Raw genomic sequence first — 18,086 nt, forward strand, 5'->3', positions numbered from 1 at the left:
AGGCTGCTCAATAGCGCTCGAAACCGCGCTGCAGTTCCCAGTCGGTAATCCGCCGGTCGTACTCCTTCTGCTCCCATTCGGCGGTGTGCACGTAGTGGTCGATCACGTCATCACCGAATGCCTCACGCAACATGCTCGATGTCTGGAGCGCGGCACAGGCCTCGCGCAGGGTCTTGGACACTTCCGGCAAGTGCTCGTCGACGTAGGCATCGCCTTCAAAAGGTGGCGCGAGCTCAAGTTTCTCGTCGATACCGGCCAGGCCCGCGGCAATCAGGGCGGCGAACGCCAGGTAAGGGTTGAGGTCGGCGCCGCCGATGCGACATTCGATACGGATGGCCTTGCTGTCCTCGGCGCACAAGCGAAAGCCCGCGGTGCGATTGTCCCGGCTCCAGACCGCACGGGTCGGGGCGAAGGTGCCAGCCTGGAAACGCTTGTAGGAGTTGATGTAGGGCGCAAGAAAACAGGTGATGTCGTTGGCGTACTTGAGCTGCCCGGCGACCCAGGCGCGCATCAGCTTGGACATGCCGAATTCTGCCTTGGCGTCGAAGAACAGCGACTTTTTGCCATTCTTGTCCCACAGCGAATTGTGAATGTGGCTGCTGGAGCCAGCGGCGTCGTAGCGCCATTTGGCCATGAAGGTGATCGCCTTGCCTTGCAGTTGCGCGATCTCTTTGCAGGCGTGCTTGATGATGACGTGGTGGTCGGCCATGGTCAGGGCATCGGCGTAACGAATGTTGATCTCTTCCTGGCCCGGCCCCCATTCACCCTTGGAGTTTTCCACGGGAATGCCCGATGCCTGCAGATGTTTGCGAATCGCCCGCAGCACCGGTTCCTCGCGGGTGGTCTGCAGGATGTTGTAATCTTCGATGTAGTGACCGGCAGTCTTGGGCTTGTGGTAGTTGCGGTTGTGGATGGCCTCGTAGCTCTCGTCGAACAGATAGAACTCCAGTTCCGAGGCGAACATGCCGGTATAACCGCGCTTGCGCAGGCGCTCGATCTGCTTTTTCAGGATTGCCCGCGGACTGTGCGGCAAATCCTGCCGATGGTGATGATCGAGCACGTCGCAGAGCACCAGCGCCGTGCACTCGAGCCAGGGCACCCGGCGCAACGTCGCCATGTCCGGCTTGAGCACGAAGTCGCCGTAGCCTTTGCTCCAGCTGGCGGCGGCATAACCCGGCACCGGCTCCATGTCGATGTCATCGGCCAGCAGGTAATTGCAGCAGTGGGTTTCTTCATGGCCGCTGTCGATGAAAAACTCGACCTGGAAGCGCTTGCCGACCAGTCGCCCCTGCATATCGACCATGCACACCAGCACGGTATCGATTTCGCCGGCAGCAGCGGCACGCTTGAGTTGATCGAAGCTAAGGAGGGGCTCGGTCATCACGTCAGTCCTGCGTGAAGGGGTTGGACCTTTCTGAAATAGCTGTTGCAGACGCTCTCCAGAAAAAACCAAAACCTGCAGACGCGAGCATCGTGGGCAATGAGCTGTTCTTAGCTTAGCTTACTGTTGGAATGCGCAAGTTTCGCCAATCGACGCCGGCCAAATCGGGCCGGGCACAGGCTCGCGAGGAGACAGAGATGGGTAAGAAAAGAGAGCACAATCCGTACCGACAACTGAAAAAGCAGTACCCGGATTACCTGGCCGCCGTGCAAGCCCTGGGTAAGGCGGTGCGGCATGCCGGCCCACTGGACGACCAAGTGGTCCAGCTGATCCAGCTCGGTGCCGCCGCAGCCATTCGCTCCGAGGGGGCTGTGCACAGTCATGCCAGGCGGGCACTGGAAGCGGGCGCTACGCCAGAGCAGATCCGTCACGCATTGATCGCGCTGACGAGCACGATCGGTTATCCCACCGTCGTCGCGGCCATCAGCTGGGTGGAGGATGTGCTCGAGCAATGAACGGGCAACCATTTACCTTGCTTGATCCGGCCCCTGGCGAAACCGCTCCGGGATCGCCTCGGCAAATGGATAAAGCGCAAAGTACGGCCGGGCTTCGTCGATGACCCGCTGGGATGAGGGTCGTTGAGTCAGCCGGTCGAAATAGGCGTGCAGGTGGCTACAGTTCTCGGGAAACGGCTGTAGCGTGCTGGCATAGAACAGTGCGGGGCCGCGGCGCAATCGGCCAGGCTGAAATCCGGGCTGGCGACCCAGGTCCGGGACGCCAGCTGGCGCTCGAGCATGCCGTACGCCGTCGTCAGCAGGGAGCGTTCTCTGGTCAGATCACCGTTGGCGCCGAGTAGTCGATCGCTGACGATCTGTTGCATCGGGTGCTGGACGTAATTGTCGAAAAAACGGTCCCACAGCCGCACCTCCAACGCAGTCTCCCAGTCGCCTGGAAGCAGCGGGTGTTGACTCGTTCAACTCCTCGGCAGAGCCGGCTTCGCTATCCTGAACTTCAACAAGCATAGCGAAGCACTGGATAGCCCTTGCTCAAGGTTACGGGCGGTGACGCCGCGCGCCCAAGGCGCTGGCCTCGAAAATGAGCCGCAGATTGCGCGAGAGATTGAAGGTGGTTACGCAGTTGTGTTCGTGAAGTGTGTACGCAGCAGGGAGCGTAAAGTAATCAAGTTGATATCCTGTATAAATGATCATTTGTTGTTAAGTTTATGTAACGCTGTGGTGGGTTCTTAGTGTTGCGGGTCATAACGGTACGTCATTTCGCTATAATAATTTTTTGAACTTATTAATTAAGGCGAGGTATGGCGGGACGTTTTTGAGTTAAAGCTTTCTCTTTTGCAGTGATGTCGACGTCATATGGCTTAGTGCTATCGATCATGGTCATCAATAAATAGGGCGGAATAGTGGTTGATCAATCTGATTTTCCTTAGCTAAGGACATGAAATAAAACGAATAATTTTTGTTTTATAGGGTCTGGTTTCCCGGATTTGATTTTTCGTCGCAACCTTGGATTTTTCGCGTTCGTCGAATTCAAGCGAGTAACTTCGTAATAACAGATGCATTTTCCCCACGTAATGCTAGTGTTGCTTATCTTCCTGTCAAACCATGCGCTTATCTATCTATAGAGGCGAGCGTCATGCCGACGCCACATCCGCGGATTGCGATACTCGGTAACAGGGTTTCAGACTTGAACCTTGCACAGCTGGAACACTTTACCGATCTCGGCAGCCTGCTGGCGGTGGCCGTGTTTGATGTATTGCTGCTGGACATGCCCGGGGCCTATGCGGGGCGAGTGCTGCGCAAGTTACGTTCGCTGCCCCCGTATCGCTACCGCCTGATTTACTGTTGCCGCGATCAGGACGGCTGGTGCGAAGCCCTGGGTGATGGCGCCTGCCCTGTGGAGGCCAGCGAAATAAAAGCACTCTGGGACCTGTGGCAGGAGCGTTTCAGGTCGCTCAGGCAGGGGCCGACACCCGAACGTTTTGAAAGTCGGGTGCTCGCCTGGCTGTGGTTGCGCGACAACGTCCAGGTGTATGCCCTGCGGGACCCGGAAGTGCCTCAACACTATCGCTATCCATTGCTGGATGCCCTGGCTGACAGCGAGCAGGTCAATTCATTCGTCTGGCTCGCATTGATGGTGCAGCAGGATTGGCTGGAGGAAGGGGTTCTGGTCGATCGTGTTCGCCTGTGCCCGGACTGTGGTTCGGGCCGGCTCAACTTCATCGATGTGTGTACCGAATGCCAGTCCCTGGACATCGCGCGCCAGCCATCCTTGCACTGTTTCACCTGCGGGCATGTCGGCGCGCAGGAATCCTTTCTCAAGGACGGGGTGTTGCTCTGTCCCAACTGCCTGCACCGCTTGCGCCATATCGGCAGTGACTACGATCGGCCCATGGAAAACTATCGCTGTCGCTCGTGCCATGCGTTTTTCGTCGATGCCGATGTGCAGGCGCGCTGCCTGGACTGTGGCTTGTCACACACTCCTGACCAGTTGCGAGTACGCGAAGTCAGGAATTTCCGCCTGGCCGAGGCTGGCCGCTTCCGTTGCCGTCAGGAATTCAGCGAACGCTCGGTCCGGCACTTCGGTCGACTCAATCTGCTCGGCGGCAAGGACTTCTATGATCTGTTGAGCTGGCAGATCCTGCTCGCGCGGCGCTACCCACCGCCGGCTTTCTCCCTGATCGGCCTGCGCTTCGTCAACCTGGCCGGGACGTTGTCCCACCTTGGCGAACACCGCGGCCATGCCTTCATCGATAGCCTGGCTGACCGCTTGAAGGAGTCCGTGCGGGAAACCGACCGTTGTTCGCGCAGCACCGAAGAGTTCTTCTGGATCATGCTCCCGCATACCGATGCCAAGGGGCTGGAATGCGTAAAACAACGCCTGGGCCGGGTCGCCGAGCTGTTTTCCGCGCCGGAAGTCAGTGACATTTCCCTGCGCGTCATTACCCTCACCGCACCCCAGGATCTGCTCGACCAGGAAGATGGCGAACTGTTGCTGGCCCGTCTGGCCAGTGAACTGGGTGATGGGCCGTGAGCCCGTTACTGGAGCAGCTCCTTTACACGCTCACCGAACTCGCGGGGCCGGATGGCTTGAGCCGCTTGTTCTATATGCTGTTTCCCTTGTTCCTGATATTTGAACTGCCCTTGACGATCATGGTGCTGCTGGGGGTGTTGCGCTGGTTTGCCCGTCGGCGCACCGGCCTGCCGAAGATCAGTGCCTACCACCCCAGGGTCTCTTGCATCATCACCTGCTACAGCGAAGGGCTGGACGTTCAAACCACGCTGTTGAGCCTGTGTGAGCAAACCTACGCCGGCCACATCGAAATGATTCCGGTGGTGGACGGCGCCACGATGAACCAGGCGACGCTCAACGCCGTTCGCCGTTTTCATGTGGATCCGCAGTTGTATCCCAGACGCCATTTGCGCCCGATCGCCAAATGGCAGCGGGGCGGGCGGGTGTCGTCATTGAACGCCGGCCTGTCATTGGCCAGCGGTGAAATCGTGATGGCGCTCGACGGTGATACCTCCTTCGACAACAACATGGTCAGCGCCATCGTGCGCCATTTCGAGGACCCCTCGGTGCCAGCGGTCGCCGGCAGCCTGCGGGTGCGCAATGCCTGGGCTTCCTGGGTGACGGCGATGCAGGCGCTGGAATATGTGTTGTCGATTCATATGTCGAAAATCGGCCTGGCCGAATGGAACCTGGTCAACAACGTCTCCGGGGCCTTTGGCGCCTTTCGCCGCAGTTTCCTGGTGAAGATCGGTGGCTGGAACACCCACACCGCCGAGGATCTGGACCTGACGTTGCGCATCAAAAGCTACTTCAGGCGCCACAACCTGCGGATCGCCTTCGAGCCGGAAGCGATCGGTCATACCGATGCACCGGCCACCCTGCGCCAGTTCCTGATGCAGCGACTGCGCTGGGATGGCGACCTGTATTTCCTCTACGTCAGAAAACACAATCACAACATCAACCCCAGTCTGTTGGGCTGGCCGAGCTTCCTGATGATCCTGGTCAGCGGCTTCTTTTTTCAGTTGGTGCTGCCGTTCATCATCTTGAGCTACACCTTGCTCGCGTTGTTCATGCTACCGGGCAGGACGTTGTTGTTCCTGTTTGTCCTGATCTATCTGCTGTACCTGCTGATCACCGCACTGCTGTTCGGCGTCCTGCTGTTGATGGTGTCCGACCGGCCGCGACAGGACATGGCCCTGGGATTACTGGTGCCCGTCTTTCCGCTGTTCATGCTCCTCCTGCGCTGCTGGAGTGCAGTGGCCATGCTCAACGAGATGTTTCGTCGCGGCCATGAAGAAAGCTCGATGGCGCCGTGGTGGGTGCTTAAACAGGCCACGAGGTTTTGATATGCGCTCGTTACTCCTGGTCCTGATGCTGTCGTTATCGCCTGCGGTGTTGTTCGCCCTGCCGCTGACGCATCAGGCACCGGGAGCAGGACCGGACAGATGGTCCCAGGCCAGCTACGTCTGGGACAGTGAAGCCTTGCTCGATCCCGAGCAACGCCAGGCGGAGCTGGAAGCACTGCGCAGGGCCGGGATGGACAAGATCTACCTGGGCCTCAAGGCCGCACAGATCGATGACCTGGTCGCCACCCGCCGACAGCTGGAGCAATTGCTGCAGGAAGCGGCCAGCGAGCGGTTGCAAGTGAGCCTGTTGCTCGGCGATCCGGCCTGGATCGAGCCGCAGCAACGCCATCAGCTCACCGACTTACTGACCAAACTCAAAGGGCTTTCCTTCGCCAGCCTGCACCTGGATCTGGAAGTCGAGCAATTAGGCGTGCCAGTACCGGATCAGAACTTGAAGAACTGGCTCGAGACCTTGCGTGCGGCTGCCAAAGAGAGCCCATGGCCGGTGGAAATTTCCAGTCATCATCGCTGGTTCACCGAGGCCAGGCCCGGACAGACCTGTGTGCCATGCGCGCTTCCCGATGCGGGCGTGCATCGGGTCAGCCTGATGATCTACACCCGCAACCCGCAAAACAGTGCCCGCAAGGCCGAGCAGATCGCCAAGCGCTGGCCGGATCTGCAATTTCGCCTGGCGCAAAGCACGGAGCCGCAACTGGATGCCACTGAATCCTGGGCAGGTGCGTCGACCGAACAGTTGCAACGCCAGACCAGCGCCTGGCGCGAACAGCTGCAACCACGAGGAATTGCCGGTATCGACTGGCAAGCCTGGCGAGACTTTCCAAAACGGTGAGCTGTCATGAAAATCCGATTTGACAGTCGTAAAGAACTCCACCCCACCCAGGAACAGGGATTGACCGTGCTCTACGCGCCGAGCAAGCGCGCAGCGTTTCGTGTGCGCTGGTATTTGATCCTGTTTCTGGTCGCCAGCCCCTTGATCTGGCTGGGCGCAAAACTGGCCTACGGCATGCTGATGATCGACGCGCCAGCGCAACTGCGCCTGCAGATTCTCGAGGTGCGCGCGCGGGAAGCCGGTCGTGTCGAACAGCTGTTCGTCAGGGCCGGTGAGCAGGTGCGGTCCGATCAACCCTTGGTCAATCTGGACAATCCGGAATGGCGTGCCCGGCTGTTGCAACTGGCGGCAATGCCGAAAGCCCCGGCGCGCGCCGCCAACATCCAACTGGACGGCAGGGAGCGTCAGTTGCTCCGGACCCGGGTGAGCAGGGCGGAGCAACGGGTGCAGACCCTGGAAGAGCTGGTTTATCGAGGCGCCGTCTCGCGGGGTGAAGTGCTGGCGGCCGAGTCCGAACTCGATGCTTTTCGCGCCGACCTGTTGGCGTTCGAGCGCCGTGAGCAACTGGCTCGCCAGTCACCGCTGAGCGTCGAGCGCGAGATCAGTCAACAGAACGCCGAGCAGCAGTGGTTGAAAACGCGCCTCGCAGCCTTATCGGTCAATGCCACACAAAGCGGTCGGGTAGCCGAAGTATTAGTCAATCCCGGCGAAAACGTCGGTGCCGGGACCTTGCTGATGCGCATTGAGCGACTGGAAGAGCCGCTGCTGTGGATCTATCTGGAACCGCTGAACATCAGCTACGCCGCAGTTGGCCAGCCACTGCGCGTGCGCATGCCCGATGGCGAATGGCTGACGGCCCGTGTGGTCCAGGCCGTGGACAGCGCCGGTCGTACGCCGACGGTATTGCGTGGGCCGTTCGCGGCCAGCGAGATGGGCTTGCAGGTCGCCGCCCGTTTTGATCAACCGCTGTCGCCGCGCTGGCGAATCGATCAACTGCCGTTGAATGTGCGCTTTCCTACCGACTGGCAGCAGATGTTCAGTGACAGCCGTGAACTCATCGAGGGTATAGCCGACTTCATTGCAGTGGATCGAACAACCACTGATGGAGCGCAGGGGCAATCAGTCATGGCGGATGGGCATGAACGCCCATCCGCTCTCAAAAGGTGAATGAACGGGACGAATGCTGCTCCAACTCCGACTCCAGCAAATGCTCGACCAGTACGTCGTTCAAAAAGCGGAACTGATCATTGAGTCCGACCACTTCGTTGTTGAAGTGGTTAGTGGCGGCCGGCATCAGCAACGCTTCGAAGTCTTGGTCGAACACCAGAGACAGCTCATTGCGCGAGACGCCTTGCTGGGCGTAGTAGTTGCTGCCAAAGACCGGAAAACTCACGGCCAGGGTGACGGAGTGGATCATGACGTGCGCTCCTCGGACAGGACATACCAGGAAAAAATGCTCAGGGTGACGGCCGTCAGGGCCAGGCAGGTCAGGAGATGGATGATCATGATGTGCCCCTCCGATTCGGGGTTTGGTGTTGGGGGTGAGATTGATCCTACGCTGTCGGGTTTTTAGCGGAAGGCATTCGTGGCGATGATGGATATCGATGTAAGTGATGGTCGGTTTTTGCGGTGATTTCGAGGGCCTCATCGCGGGCAAGCCCGCTCCCACAGGGTTCTGCGGTGTGACACTGTTTCGTGTACGACACAGCCCCCTGTGGGAGCGAGCTTGCTCGCGATGAGGCCCTGAGCCTCGGCCACAACATCCAGACGAATGGCCAATCACCGCCACCTATACTCAAATCAGAAGGCTTGTAACCACCGAATATCCTGTTCGGGGGGAAGACTGTAGGACACCACGATCTTGAACCTGCGTTCGCTGATCGTCGCCGTGCTGGTGGTGTTGGCGGGGTGCGTCACGCCTGCGCGTGCGCCGGTGCCAGCCCCGCCGGTAGTGATTTCCCAGAGCACCTGGCAGCAGGTGGACCGGGAGATTGTCGAAGCATCGCAATCGGCCACCGAACAGACCAAGATCTACTCGCGCGGTGCCATGGACTACTGGCGAACCCGGGTTTATCAACTGACCGAAGAAAACTTCATCCCATGGTTCAGCAGCTACTGGACCCAGGAATGGCTATCGATGAAGGTCAGCTGGTACAGCCTCAGCGCCAAGGGCGAGCAGGATGCCTCGGCCAAGCGCCTGGCCGCCTATCTGCTGGAGCAATACCAGAAGCGCGTGCTGGCGCCGGTCGCGGTGGAGATCGATCCTGACCAGATTCTCAGCCTGGCTACGGCGTTCTACGTGGATATTCTTCAGGAAGAATTGCAGAAAATCTCCAAGCGTCACGGTGTACCGATGGCCCAGCTCAATGGCCGCATCCAGAAAATACCGGCCATCGCCCTGGGACCGCCATCGGCCCGCAACGCCTCGCTTTATCAGGTGGTGCACACCCAGCCGCTGAACACCTTGCCGGCGTATGCGGCGCTGATCGACAAGATCCACAAGGCGGGCGGCGACAAGGGGGTGGAAAACACCGAAACCGCCATGGCCCCCGTGGCCAAGCGCGCCAGCAAACGGATCGAAGCCGAAATGGCCCCGCGCGGGGCGGCCAGTGCCGTGGCCGCGGCGGCGGGGAAGCTGGCCGGGGCCTTGATTTCCGTGGGGGTCGCGGGCATCCGCGCGATCATTCAGGCCAACGATCGGCCCGACAGCGAAGCGCTGATTCGCAGCAGCCTGGGCAATACGTTCGACAAGGCCTGGACGAAGCTGGTGCAAAATCCGACCTCCGGTGTGATGGCCGGGACGCTGTACATGGCCGGGCAGATCGAAGGCAATCTGGCGAGCAGCGTCGAGCCGTCGGTCGGACTGGACGGCGGGCATGTCGATTGGACCGCAACCGAATCGACTAACCAGCAGATGGCCCCATGACTCAAGGAGAACGACCATGTCCTACGTAGATGGCTTTGTGATTGCCGTACCCACCGCCAACCGCGAGCAATTCAAGAAACACGCCGAGTCCGCCGCCGCCGTTTTCATCGAGAACGGGGCGCTCAGCCTTGCCGAATGCTGGGGCGACGATGTGCCTGATGGCAAGGTGACGTCGTTTCCCATGGCGGTGAAGCTCAAGGATGACGAAACCGTGGTGTTTTCCTGGATCGTCTGGCCCGACAAGGCCACCCGGGACAAGGGCATGGAAAAACTCATGGCTGATCCGCGGCTCCAGCCCGACGTCAATCCGATGCCGTTCGATGGCCAGCGCATGATCTTCGGCGGTTTCGACATGCTCGTGAAGGCTTGAAACCCACGACAGGATCACTCCGGCGTCGGGGTGATCCTGCAACTCTTGCGTTGACGAATCTCGCTGTCCGACGGCCGCTCCCTGACGAACTCGAAGCGCGGTTCACCTTCGTTGTAATGGACCAGCCAACCCCATTCCAGCTCGGACTCATCCTGCCCGGGTTTGGGTGGCACGGCCCACCATGGCTCCTTGCTGATGATTTCTCGCATGGCCCCCTCCAGTTGAATCGTTTGCATGAACTATAACTTGGATGTCAGGAGGTGCCACGTATGAGCGACGAATCCCACGAGCCGTTGAAACGACTGTTTTTTGCCCTGGACTGCGCGCCTGCCCAACGCAGGGCGATTGCCCAATGGCGCGGTGACCTGCAGCTCAGGAGCGGACGCCCGGTGCCGGCGGAAAATTTTCACCTGACGCTGTTGTTTCTGGGCGCGGTCGGCGTGGCCCGGATTGCCGAAATCTGTACGGCCGCCGCGAAGGTCCGAAAGCCGGGCATGCCTTTGCGGGTTGTGCTGGATCGTCTGGAGGTCTGGCGCAGGGCAGGGGTGTTGGTGCTGGCCCCCGATCAGGCACCGCCGCAGATGTTGCGCCTGGTTTATGCGCTGGAACAGGCGATGTTGCCGTTCGGGTTTGAAGACGCACCGAAGGAATTCCGCCCGCACCTGACGTTGATGCGCGACTATCGAATGCCGGTGCCTGAATCTGCGACTCCCCCCGAGTTCTTTTTGCGCGCCGAACACTTCACCTTGTTCGAATCCCATAAAGGGCGCTATCGGGCATTGGCGCAATGGCCGCTGGGTTCGTCGTAGCGCACACAAAAAAAAGGCGCCCGAGGGCGCCAAACTTCACCTGTACCGAGGAAGCCAGGTGAGGCCGTTCGTCAGAGAGGAGGGCAGCGGTGGTAAGGCGCTGCGTGAACGGAAAAGGGTAAACAACGCAACATTTTTTATGTCTGGCCTACCCCTGTAGAAGCGAGGCTTGCCCGCGAAGCGGTGTGTCAGTGGCCATCAATGTTGAACATGACGGCCCCATCGCGGGCAAGCCCGCTCCCACAGGGATTTATGGTGGAACACGGATGTGTGAACGACCCAACCCCCTGTGGGAGCCGGGCCTGCCCGCGATGGCAATTTCAAATACAGCACAGATGCCAAGTGAATTACTGGCCGAGCTTCACCCGCGTCCACCCCCGGGTCATCACCCGCTGCACGCCAATCGGCATATCCGGAATCGCATACAAGGTCGCCATTACCGCCTGCGATGGATACGACCCCGGATCATCCCGAATCGCCTCATCCACCAAGGGCGTTGCCGCCGCGTTGGCATTGCTGTAGCCGATGTTGTTGGTGATTTCGGCGATGATGTCCGGGCGCATCAGGAAGTTCATGAACAGGTAGGCGTTTTCCACGTTCGCCGCATCCCGCGGGATGGCGACCATGTCGTAGAAACTGCCGGCGCCTTCTTTCGGAATGCTGTAGTCGATCTTCACGGTATCGCCGGCTTCCTGCGCGCGAGCCTTGGCTTGCAGCACGTCGCCTGAGTAACCGACAGCGACGCAGATGTTGCCGTTGGCCAGGTCCGAGATGTACTTCGACGAATGGAAGTAAGCCACCGATGGCCGAATCTTCATGAACAGTGCTTCAGCTTCGGCGATCTGCGCCTTGTCCTGGGAGTTCACCGGGTACCCCAGGTAGTGCAGGGCGGCCGGGAGCATCTCGGTCGGCGAATCAAGGAAACTGATGCCGCAGGCTTTCAGCTTTTCCGCGTTTTCCGGTTTGAACAACAAATCCCAGGAGTTGGTGGGCGCGTTGTCACCGAGCACTTGCTTGACCTTGTCCGGGTTGAAGCCGATGCCGATCGAACCCCACATGTACGGGAAGGCATGGCCGTTATCCGGGTCGCTGGCCGAAGCGTTCTTCAGCAGGACCGGGTTGAGGTTTTTCCAGTTCGTCAGTTTCGACTTGTCCAGTTCCTGATACACGCCAGCCTTGATCTGCTTGGCCAGGAAGCTGTTGGACGGCACGACGATGTCGTAGCCGGATTTGCCGGCGAGCAGCCGTGCTTCCAGGGTTTCATTGCTGTCGAACACATCGTAGGTCACGCGGATGCCAGTCTCGTCTTCGAACTTCTTGACGGTGTCCGGGGCGATGTAATCCGACCAGTTGTAGACGCGCAGTACCTTGTCATTGGCCTGGGCGGCGGTAACCATTGCGCCCAATAAGGACAGTGTCAGCAGAGTCCTGCCAAACATTTTCATCGGTACAACTCCATTTCTTTTTTTATTCAAAATCACACAGCAAACATTTGTGGCGAGAACGCTTGCGCGCTCCTTTGTAGGAGCGAGCTTGCTCGCGAAAAACTCAAGGACGCCGCGTTAATTCAGGTAGCCCGCGTCATCGTTAACGTCCATCGCGAGCAAGCTCGCTCCTACAGGGGGCGGCACTAAACCGTCGCTTCTGCCATTTGCTTTTTCGGTTGCTGCCAGGATTCGCTGGCGGTCTGGTCCATCGCTTCCTGAATCGCCCGTTTGCGGGTGGCTTCAGCACGGCGGCTGAAATACCAGACCATGAAGGTCACGATCGATACCGCCAGCAAAATCAGGCTGGCCACGGCGTTGATCTCCGGTTTCACCCCCAGGCGCACCGCCGAGAACACTTCCATCGGCAAGGTCGTCGAACCCGGGCCCGAGACGAAGCTCGCCAGCACCAGGTCATCCAGCGACAGGGCAAACGACATCATGCCGCCCGCCGCCAGTGACGGCGCGATCATCGGAATGGTGATCAGGAAAAACACCTTGAACGGCTTGGCCCCGAGGTCCATGGCCGCTTCTTCGATGGACAGGTCCAGCTCGCGAAGGCGGGCGGAGACTACCACCGCGACATAAGCGGCACAAAAGGTGGTGTGGGCGATCCAGATGGTGACGATGCCACGCTCCATCGGCCAGCCGATCAATTGCGCCATGGCCACGAACAGCAGCAACAGCGACAGACCGGTGATCACTTCCGGCATCACCAAAGGCGCGGTGACCAGACCGCCGAACAGCGTGCGACCCTTGAAGCGCGTCACGCGAGTCAGCACAAACGCTGCCAAGGTCCCCAGCGCCACCGCGGCAATCGCGGTGTAGCAGGCGATTTCCAGCGAGCGCACCACCGAGCCCATCAGTTGCGAGTTGTCGAGCAGGCCGACGTACCACTTCACCGACCAGCCGCCCCACACCGTCACCAGCTTGGACGCGTTGAACGAGTAGATCACCAGAATCAGCATCGGCAGATAGATAAACGACAGGCCGAAAATCAGCATGAACTTTGAAAATCCGAAGCGTTTCATCCCCGACCCTCCATCTCTTTGGCCTGGCTACGGTTGAACAACAGGATCGGCACAATCAGGATCAACAGCATCACCACCGCCAGGGCAGACGCCACCGGCCAGTCGCGGTTGTTGAAGAACTCTTGCCACAGCACGCGACCGATCATCAGGGTCTCGGGACCACCCAACAATTCCGGAATCACGAACTCGCCGACCACCGGAATGAACACCAGCATTGCTCCTGCGATGATCCCGTTTTTGGCCAGCGGCACAGTGATTTTCCAGAAGTTGTTGAAGTTGCTCGAACCCAAGTCGGACGCGGCTTCCAGCAGGCTTTGATCATGCTTGACCAGGTTGGCGTACAGCGGCAGCACCATGAACGGCAGATACGCATACACCACGCCGATATAGACGGCGGTGTTGGTGTTGAGGATCTCGATCGGGTGATCGGTCAGCCCGGTCCACATCAGGAACCCGTTGAGCAAACCGTTGTTGCTGAGGATGCCCATCCATGCATAGACGCGGATCAGGATCGCGGTCCAGGTCGGCATCATGATCAGCAACAACAGGACGTTCTGCGTTTCCTTGCTGGCCTTGGTGATCGCGTAGGCCATCGGGAAGCCGAGCACCAGGCACATCAGGGTGCTGAAAAACGCCACCTTCAACGAGCCGAAGTAAGCCGAGATGTACAACTCATCCTGAGTCAGCAACGAGTAGTTGCCGAGGTTCAGCAACAGCTCGAATTTCTGCTCGGCGAAGGTGTAGATCTCGGAGTAGGGAGGAATGGCCAGCGCCGCTTCCGAGAAGCTGATCTTCATCACCAGGAAGAACGGCAGCATGAAGAACAGGCACAGCCACAGGAAAGGAATCCCGATGACGAGCTTTCGACCACTCGGCATCAGCCGCATAAACTGCTGATTGAGTGTTTTCATGAGCGCAGTACCACGCCGCTGTCGTCTTCCCACCACACGTAGACCTTGTCGTCCCAGGTCGGACGGGCGCCACGGCGTTCGGCGTTGGCCATGAACGACTGCACGACCTTGCCGCCAGGCAGCTCGACGTAAAACACCGAGTGGCCGCCGAGGTAGGCGATGTCATGCACCTTGCCCTGGGACCAGTTGTAGCGGGTCTCGGGCTGGGTGGTGCTGACCAGCAGTTTTTCCGGGCGGATCGCGTAGGTGATCGACTTGTCCTGTACCGAGGTGCTGACGCCGTGACCGACGTAGATCTTCTGTTCCAGGTCCGGACTGTGAATGATCGCGTGACCTTCCAGGTCTTCCACGACCGTACCGTCGAAGGCATTCACATTGCCGATGAACTCGCAGACCATGCGGCTGACCGGCGCTTCATAGATGTCGACCGGGCTGCCGATCTGGGCGATCCAGCCCAGGTGCATGATCGCGATGCGCTGGGCCATGGTCATGGCCTCTTCCTGATCGTGGGTCACCATCACGCAAGTCACGCCGACCCGCTCGATGATCTCCACCAACTCCAGTTGCATCTGCGAACGCAGCTTCTTATCCAGCGCGCCCATCGGTTCGTCCAGCAGCAACAGCTTTGGACGCTTGGCCAGGGAACGGGCCAGGGCCACACGCTGACGCTGACCGCCGGACAACTGATGGGGTTTGCGCTTGGCGTACTGGGTCATGTGCACCAGCCGCAGCATCTCTTCCACGCGGGCGTCGATTTCGCTGGCGGGCAAACGGTCCTGCTTCAAACCGAAGGCAATGTTCTGCGCCACCGTCATGTGCGGGAACAGCGCGTAGGACTGGAACATCATGTTGATCGGCCGTTCGTACGGCGGCATGTCGGTGATGTCGACACCGTCGAGCAGAATCCGTCCTTCGGTCGGGCGCTCGAAGCCGGCGAGCATACGCAGCAGCGTCGATTTACCCGAGCCGGAACCACCGAGCAGGGCGAAGATTTCCCCTTGATGGATCTCGAGCGAGACATCGTCCACCGCGGTGGTTTCGTCGAATTTCTTGGTGACGCGGTCGACTTTCACCAGCACCTTTTTCGGTGACTGGTGACCTTCAAGAGCCTTCCTGTAGATGCTGGAGGCGTTTGCCATGTGAAACTCCCAACAGGTTTCAGTCGTCGGGCCAACGCGGCCTGACTTAAGAGTGGATTGCAAGCCCAGGTCGTACGGTGCCAATCAATCCAGACACGGTCCCTGTAGGAGCTGCCGAAGGCTGCGATCTTTTGACTTTGCTCTTCAAGATCAAGATCAAGATCAAGATCAAGATCAAGATCAAAAGATCGCAGCCTTCGGCAGCTCCTACAGGGGACTGCGTTTGGCTCACTGGCCCGTACCGCTCGGGCTTATTCGGCGCCGCCGTCCTGGCTGCCTGGTGGTACTTGTTGTTATCGCAGTGTGTTGTTGTCGTGAGGGGCGGGCGCGCAAAGGCGCACCCGCCGGACACACGGGGGCAGCAAATGGATTAATCGTTTTTAAGTCAGCGCTTGTTACGCAACGCGGCCCGTTGCCGGCACGCCTCACCAAACGCCTGGAAAATACTCAAATAAGGAGGATTCGAAAGCACCTGCCATTCCGGGTGCCACTGCACACCGACGGCGAAGGCCCTGCTGTGCTCAACCGAAATCGCCTCGATCAAACCGTCCGGTGCCACCGCTTCCGAGCGCAAGCCCGGAGCCAGTCGATCAATGCCTTGGCTGTGAATCGAATTGACCTGGAACACTTGCGGCAGATCCAGCGCTTCAAACACGCCGCCAGGTTGCACCGTCACCGCATGCGCCGGTGCGTATTGCACCGCCAGCTCCGGACTGTCCGCCTCCCGGTGATCGAGCATGCCCGGCAGTTCATGCACCTTCTGATGCAGGCTGCCGCCGAACGCGACGTTCATTTCCTGAAAACCGCGGCAGATGCCGAGCACCGGAACACCGGCGGCGATGGCTGCACGTAATAAAGGAAGGGTGGTGGCATCCCGCGCCGGATCGTGATCCGTGCCGGGGGCGCTGGCCGGGCCTTGATAGTGGAAGGGTTCCACATTCGAGGGCGAGCCGGTGAGCAACAGACCATCGAGCTGCGCGAGCAGGTCCTCGATGTCGGTCAGGTCGCCCAAGGAAGGAATGACCACGGGCAGCCCCAACGCCGCGACGCTGACAGCACGCAAGTACTTGTCGCCGCTGACGTGGTAGGGGTGCAGGCCAATCTGTTTGACGCACGCTGTAACGCCGATCAATGGCTTGAGTGCCATTTTTATCACCTCGAAGTTTCACACTTGAACGAGCTTTTCCGGAGCTTAGCCTTGTTGATTTTAATTAACAACTCTCATGTAAAAAATTCTAAACGCCACACGTCCGATCCTCAGGATTTACGCGGTGCACAGGACTCATCTGGCACTCTCGTGCCCAAAAAACGCCCGAAAATAAAGGTCTCAAGGCCAAGTGTTCGCTATTGACTTCACTTTGCCTTTCGGATTGACTGGGCTCGTGACAAGGTAGTGAACATAATAATTAACAGCTAATAGGTGCATCATGTCGGTCCCTCTGCGTGCCGTTCAACTCAACGAAGCAAACGCATTCCTTAAGAAATATCCTGAGGTTTTGTACGTCGACCTTCTGATTGCGGATATGAACGGTGTGGTGCGCGGCAAGCGCATCGAGCGCACCAGTCTTCATAAGGTCTACGAAAAAGGCATCAATCTCCCGGCCTCTCTGTTTGCTCTGGACATCAACGGTTCTACGGTAGAAAGCACCGGCCTGGGTCTGGACATCGGCGACTCGGACCGGATCTGTTTTCCCATCCCCAATACCCTCAGCATCGAGCCCTGGCAGAAGCGCCCGACCGCGCAACTGCTGATGACTATGCACGAACTCGAAGGCCAGCCGTTCTTCGCTGACCCTCGCGAAGTGCTGCGTCAGGTGGTGAGCAAGTTCGATGCAATGGGCCTGACCATCTGCGCCGCGTTCGAGCTCGAGTTCTACCTGATCGACCAGGACAACGTGAACGGTCGCCCGCAGTCGCCACGCTCGCCGGTGTCCGGCAAACGTCCGATCTCGACCCAGGTGTACCTGATCGACGACCTGGACGAGTACGTTGATTGCCTGCAAGACATCCTCGAAGGCGCGAAAGAGCAGGGCATTCCTGCCGACGCCATCGTCAAGGAAAGCGCCCCGGCGCAGTTCGAAGTGAACCTGCATCACGTCAACGACCCGATCAAGGCCTGCGACTACGCGGTGTTGCTCAAGCGTCTGGTGAAGAACATCGCCTACGACCACGAGATGGACACCACCTTCATGGCCAAGCCGTATCCGGGCCAGGCGGGTAACGGTCTGCACGTGCACATTTCGATTCTCGACAAAGAAGGCAACAACATCTTTGCCAGCGAGGATCCCGAGCAGAACGCCGCGCTGCGACACGCGATCGGCGGTGTGCTCGAGACCCTGCCGGCGCAGATGGCGTTCCTGTGCCCGAACGTCAACTCGTACCGGCGTTTCGGTGCGCAGTTCTATGTACCGAACTCGCCGAGCTGGGGCATCGACAACCGTACCGTCGCGGTGCGTGTGCCGACCGGTTCCGCGGACGCGGTGCGCATCGAACATCGTGTAGCCGGCGCCGACGCCAACCCGTACCTGCTGATGGCCTCGGTCCTGGCCGGTATCCACCACGGCCTGACCAACGAAATCGAACCGGGCGCCCCGGTGGAAGGCAACAGCTACGAGCAGAACGAGCAAAGCCTGCCGAACAACCTGCGCGATGCCCTGCGCGAGCTGGACGACAGCGAAGTCATGTCGCGCTACATCGATCCGATGTACATCGACGTGTTCGTGGCGTGCAAGGAAAGCGAGCTGGCCGAGTTCGAGAACTCCATCTCGGACCTTGAGTACAACTGGTATTTGCATACCGTCTGATGAGGCCC

17 protein-coding genes and 1 pseudogene are annotated in these 18,086 nt (G+C 59.3%); 9 read left to right on the forward strand and 9 right to left on the reverse strand.

What is annotated here, in order from left to right; genetic code table 11:
• Positions 1-7: 7 nt before the first annotated feature.
• Positions 8-1,381 carry a glutamine synthetase family protein gene (locus ACA067_RS12730; protein ID WP_497462081.1) on the reverse strand — a complete coding sequence of 458 codons (1,374 nt, stop codon included), beginning with the start codon at positions 1,379-1,381 and terminating at the stop codon, positions 8-10.
• A 197-nt stretch (positions 1,382-1,578) separates the two neighbouring features.
• Here ACA067_RS12730 and ACA067_RS12735 point away from each other — a divergent pair, with 197 nt between their 5' ends.
• A complete protein-coding gene (locus ACA067_RS12735; RefSeq protein WP_497462082.1) occupies positions 1,579-1,896 on the forward strand; it encodes a carboxymuconolactone decarboxylase family protein in 318 nt (105 codons plus the stop codon).
• 12 nt (positions 1,897-1,908) lie between these two features.
• On the opposite strand, the pseudogene ACA067_RS12740 reads toward ACA067_RS12735, so the two are convergent.
• Positions 1,909-2,348, reverse strand: a pseudogene (locus ACA067_RS12740) (glutathione S-transferase family protein); the annotation flags it as partial.
• Positions 2,349-3,031: 683 nt separating this feature from the next.
• On the opposite strand from ACA067_RS12740, the gene ACA067_RS12745 reads away from it, so the two are divergent.
• Genes ACA067_RS12745 through ACA067_RS12760 form a run of 4 tightly spaced genes read left to right on the forward strand, consistent with a single transcriptional unit; the run spans position 3,032 to position 7,771 of the window.
• Positions 3,032-4,429 (forward strand): TackOD1 domain-containing metal-binding protein, encoded by a 1,398-nt coding sequence (locus tag ACA067_RS12745; RefSeq protein WP_497462083.1) that lies wholly within the window; start codon positions 3,032-3,034, stop codon positions 4,427-4,429.
• Entirely contained in the window at positions 4,426-5,754 is a 1,329-nt protein-coding gene (locus ACA067_RS12750) for a glycosyltransferase family 2 protein (protein ID WP_497462084.1), read from the forward strand. Before ACA067_RS12745 ends, ACA067_RS12750 begins: the two co-directional genes overlap by 4 nt.
• Position 5,755: 1 nt before the next feature.
• A complete protein-coding gene (locus ACA067_RS12755) occupies positions 5,756-6,604 on the forward strand; it encodes a hypothetical protein (protein WP_497462085.1) in 849 nt (282 codons plus the stop codon).
• Between the two features lie 6 nt (positions 6,605-6,610).
• Positions 6,611-7,771, forward strand: a complete 1,161-nt coding sequence (locus ACA067_RS12760; protein WP_497462086.1) for an HlyD family secretion protein — start codon at positions 6,611-6,613, stop codon at positions 7,769-7,771.
• On the opposite strand, the gene ACA067_RS12765 is transcribed toward ACA067_RS12760, so the two are convergent.
• Entirely contained in the window at positions 7,761-8,021 is a 261-nt protein-coding gene (locus tag ACA067_RS12765; RefSeq protein ID WP_497462087.1) for a hypothetical protein, read from the reverse strand. The two genes, ACA067_RS12760 and ACA067_RS12765, sit on opposite strands and share 11 nt — an antisense overlap.
• Before the next feature lie 444 nt (positions 8,022-8,465).
• On the opposite strand from ACA067_RS12765, the gene ACA067_RS12770 reads away from it, so the two are divergent.
• Together ACA067_RS12770 and ACA067_RS12775 are read left to right on the forward strand one after the other, a co-directional pair.
• Positions 8,466-9,530 (forward strand): hypothetical protein, encoded by a 1,065-nt coding sequence (locus ACA067_RS12770; protein WP_497462088.1) that lies wholly within the window; start codon positions 8,466-8,468, stop codon positions 9,528-9,530.
• Between the two features lie 16 nt (positions 9,531-9,546).
• Entirely contained in the window at positions 9,547-9,900 is a 354-nt protein-coding gene (locus ACA067_RS12775; protein WP_064678178.1) for a DUF1428 domain-containing protein, read from the forward strand.
• Positions 9,901-9,914: 14 nt separating this feature from the next.
• Here the strand turns inward: ACA067_RS12775 and ACA067_RS12780 are convergent, their stop codons facing one another.
• Positions 9,915-10,109 carry a hypothetical protein gene (locus ACA067_RS12780; protein ID WP_497462769.1) on the reverse strand — a complete coding sequence of 65 codons (195 nt, stop codon included), beginning with the start codon at positions 10,107-10,109 and terminating at the stop codon, positions 9,915-9,917.
• Between the two features lie 60 nt (positions 10,110-10,169).
• Between ACA067_RS12780 and thpR the strand changes: the two genes are divergently transcribed.
• On the forward strand, positions 10,170-10,709 hold the full coding sequence (gene thpR, locus ACA067_RS12785) for an RNA 2',3'-cyclic phosphodiesterase (RefSeq protein ID WP_497462089.1): 540 nt from the start codon (positions 10,170-10,172) through the stop codon (positions 10,707-10,709).
• 347 nt (positions 10,710-11,056) lie between these two features.
• On the opposite strand, the gene ACA067_RS12790 is transcribed toward thpR, so the two are convergent.
• From ACA067_RS12790 to ACA067_RS12810, 5 genes are all read right to left on the reverse strand, one after another.
• On the reverse strand, positions 11,057-12,154 hold the full coding sequence (locus ACA067_RS12790) for a polyamine ABC transporter substrate-binding protein (RefSeq protein WP_497462090.1): 1,098 nt from the start codon (positions 12,152-12,154) through the stop codon (positions 11,057-11,059).
• A 185-nt stretch (positions 12,155-12,339) separates the two neighbouring features.
• Entirely contained in the window at positions 12,340-13,224 is an 885-nt protein-coding gene (locus ACA067_RS12795) for an ABC transporter permease subunit (RefSeq protein WP_497462091.1), read from the reverse strand.
• Positions 13,221-14,102: an ABC transporter permease subunit gene (locus ACA067_RS12800; protein WP_497462770.1), complete on the reverse strand. Its 882-nt coding sequence runs from the start codon at positions 14,100-14,102 to the stop codon at positions 13,221-13,223. The genes ACA067_RS12795 and ACA067_RS12800 overlap by 4 nt, the downstream gene beginning before the upstream one ends.
• A 29-nt stretch (positions 14,103-14,131) precedes the next feature.
• A complete protein-coding gene (gene potA / locus ACA067_RS12805; protein ID WP_497462092.1) occupies positions 14,132-15,274 on the reverse strand; it encodes a polyamine ABC transporter ATP-binding protein in 1,143 nt (380 codons plus the stop codon).
• Positions 15,275-15,659: 385 nt separating this feature from the next.
• Complete coding sequence (locus ACA067_RS12810) at positions 15,660-16,421, reverse strand: gamma-glutamyl-gamma-aminobutyrate hydrolase family protein (protein ID WP_497462093.1); 762 nt, start codon at positions 16,419-16,421, stop codon at positions 15,660-15,662.
• A gap of 280 nt (positions 16,422-16,701) precedes the next feature.
• Between ACA067_RS12810 and ACA067_RS12815 the strand changes: the two genes are divergently transcribed.
• Positions 16,702-18,078, forward strand: a complete 1,377-nt coding sequence (locus ACA067_RS12815) for a glutamine synthetase family protein (RefSeq protein WP_497462094.1) — start codon at positions 16,702-16,704, stop codon at positions 18,076-18,078.
• Positions 18,079-18,086 lie beyond the last annotated feature (8 nt).

The organism is Pseudomonas sp. LBUM1674 (genome assembly GCF_059695635.1).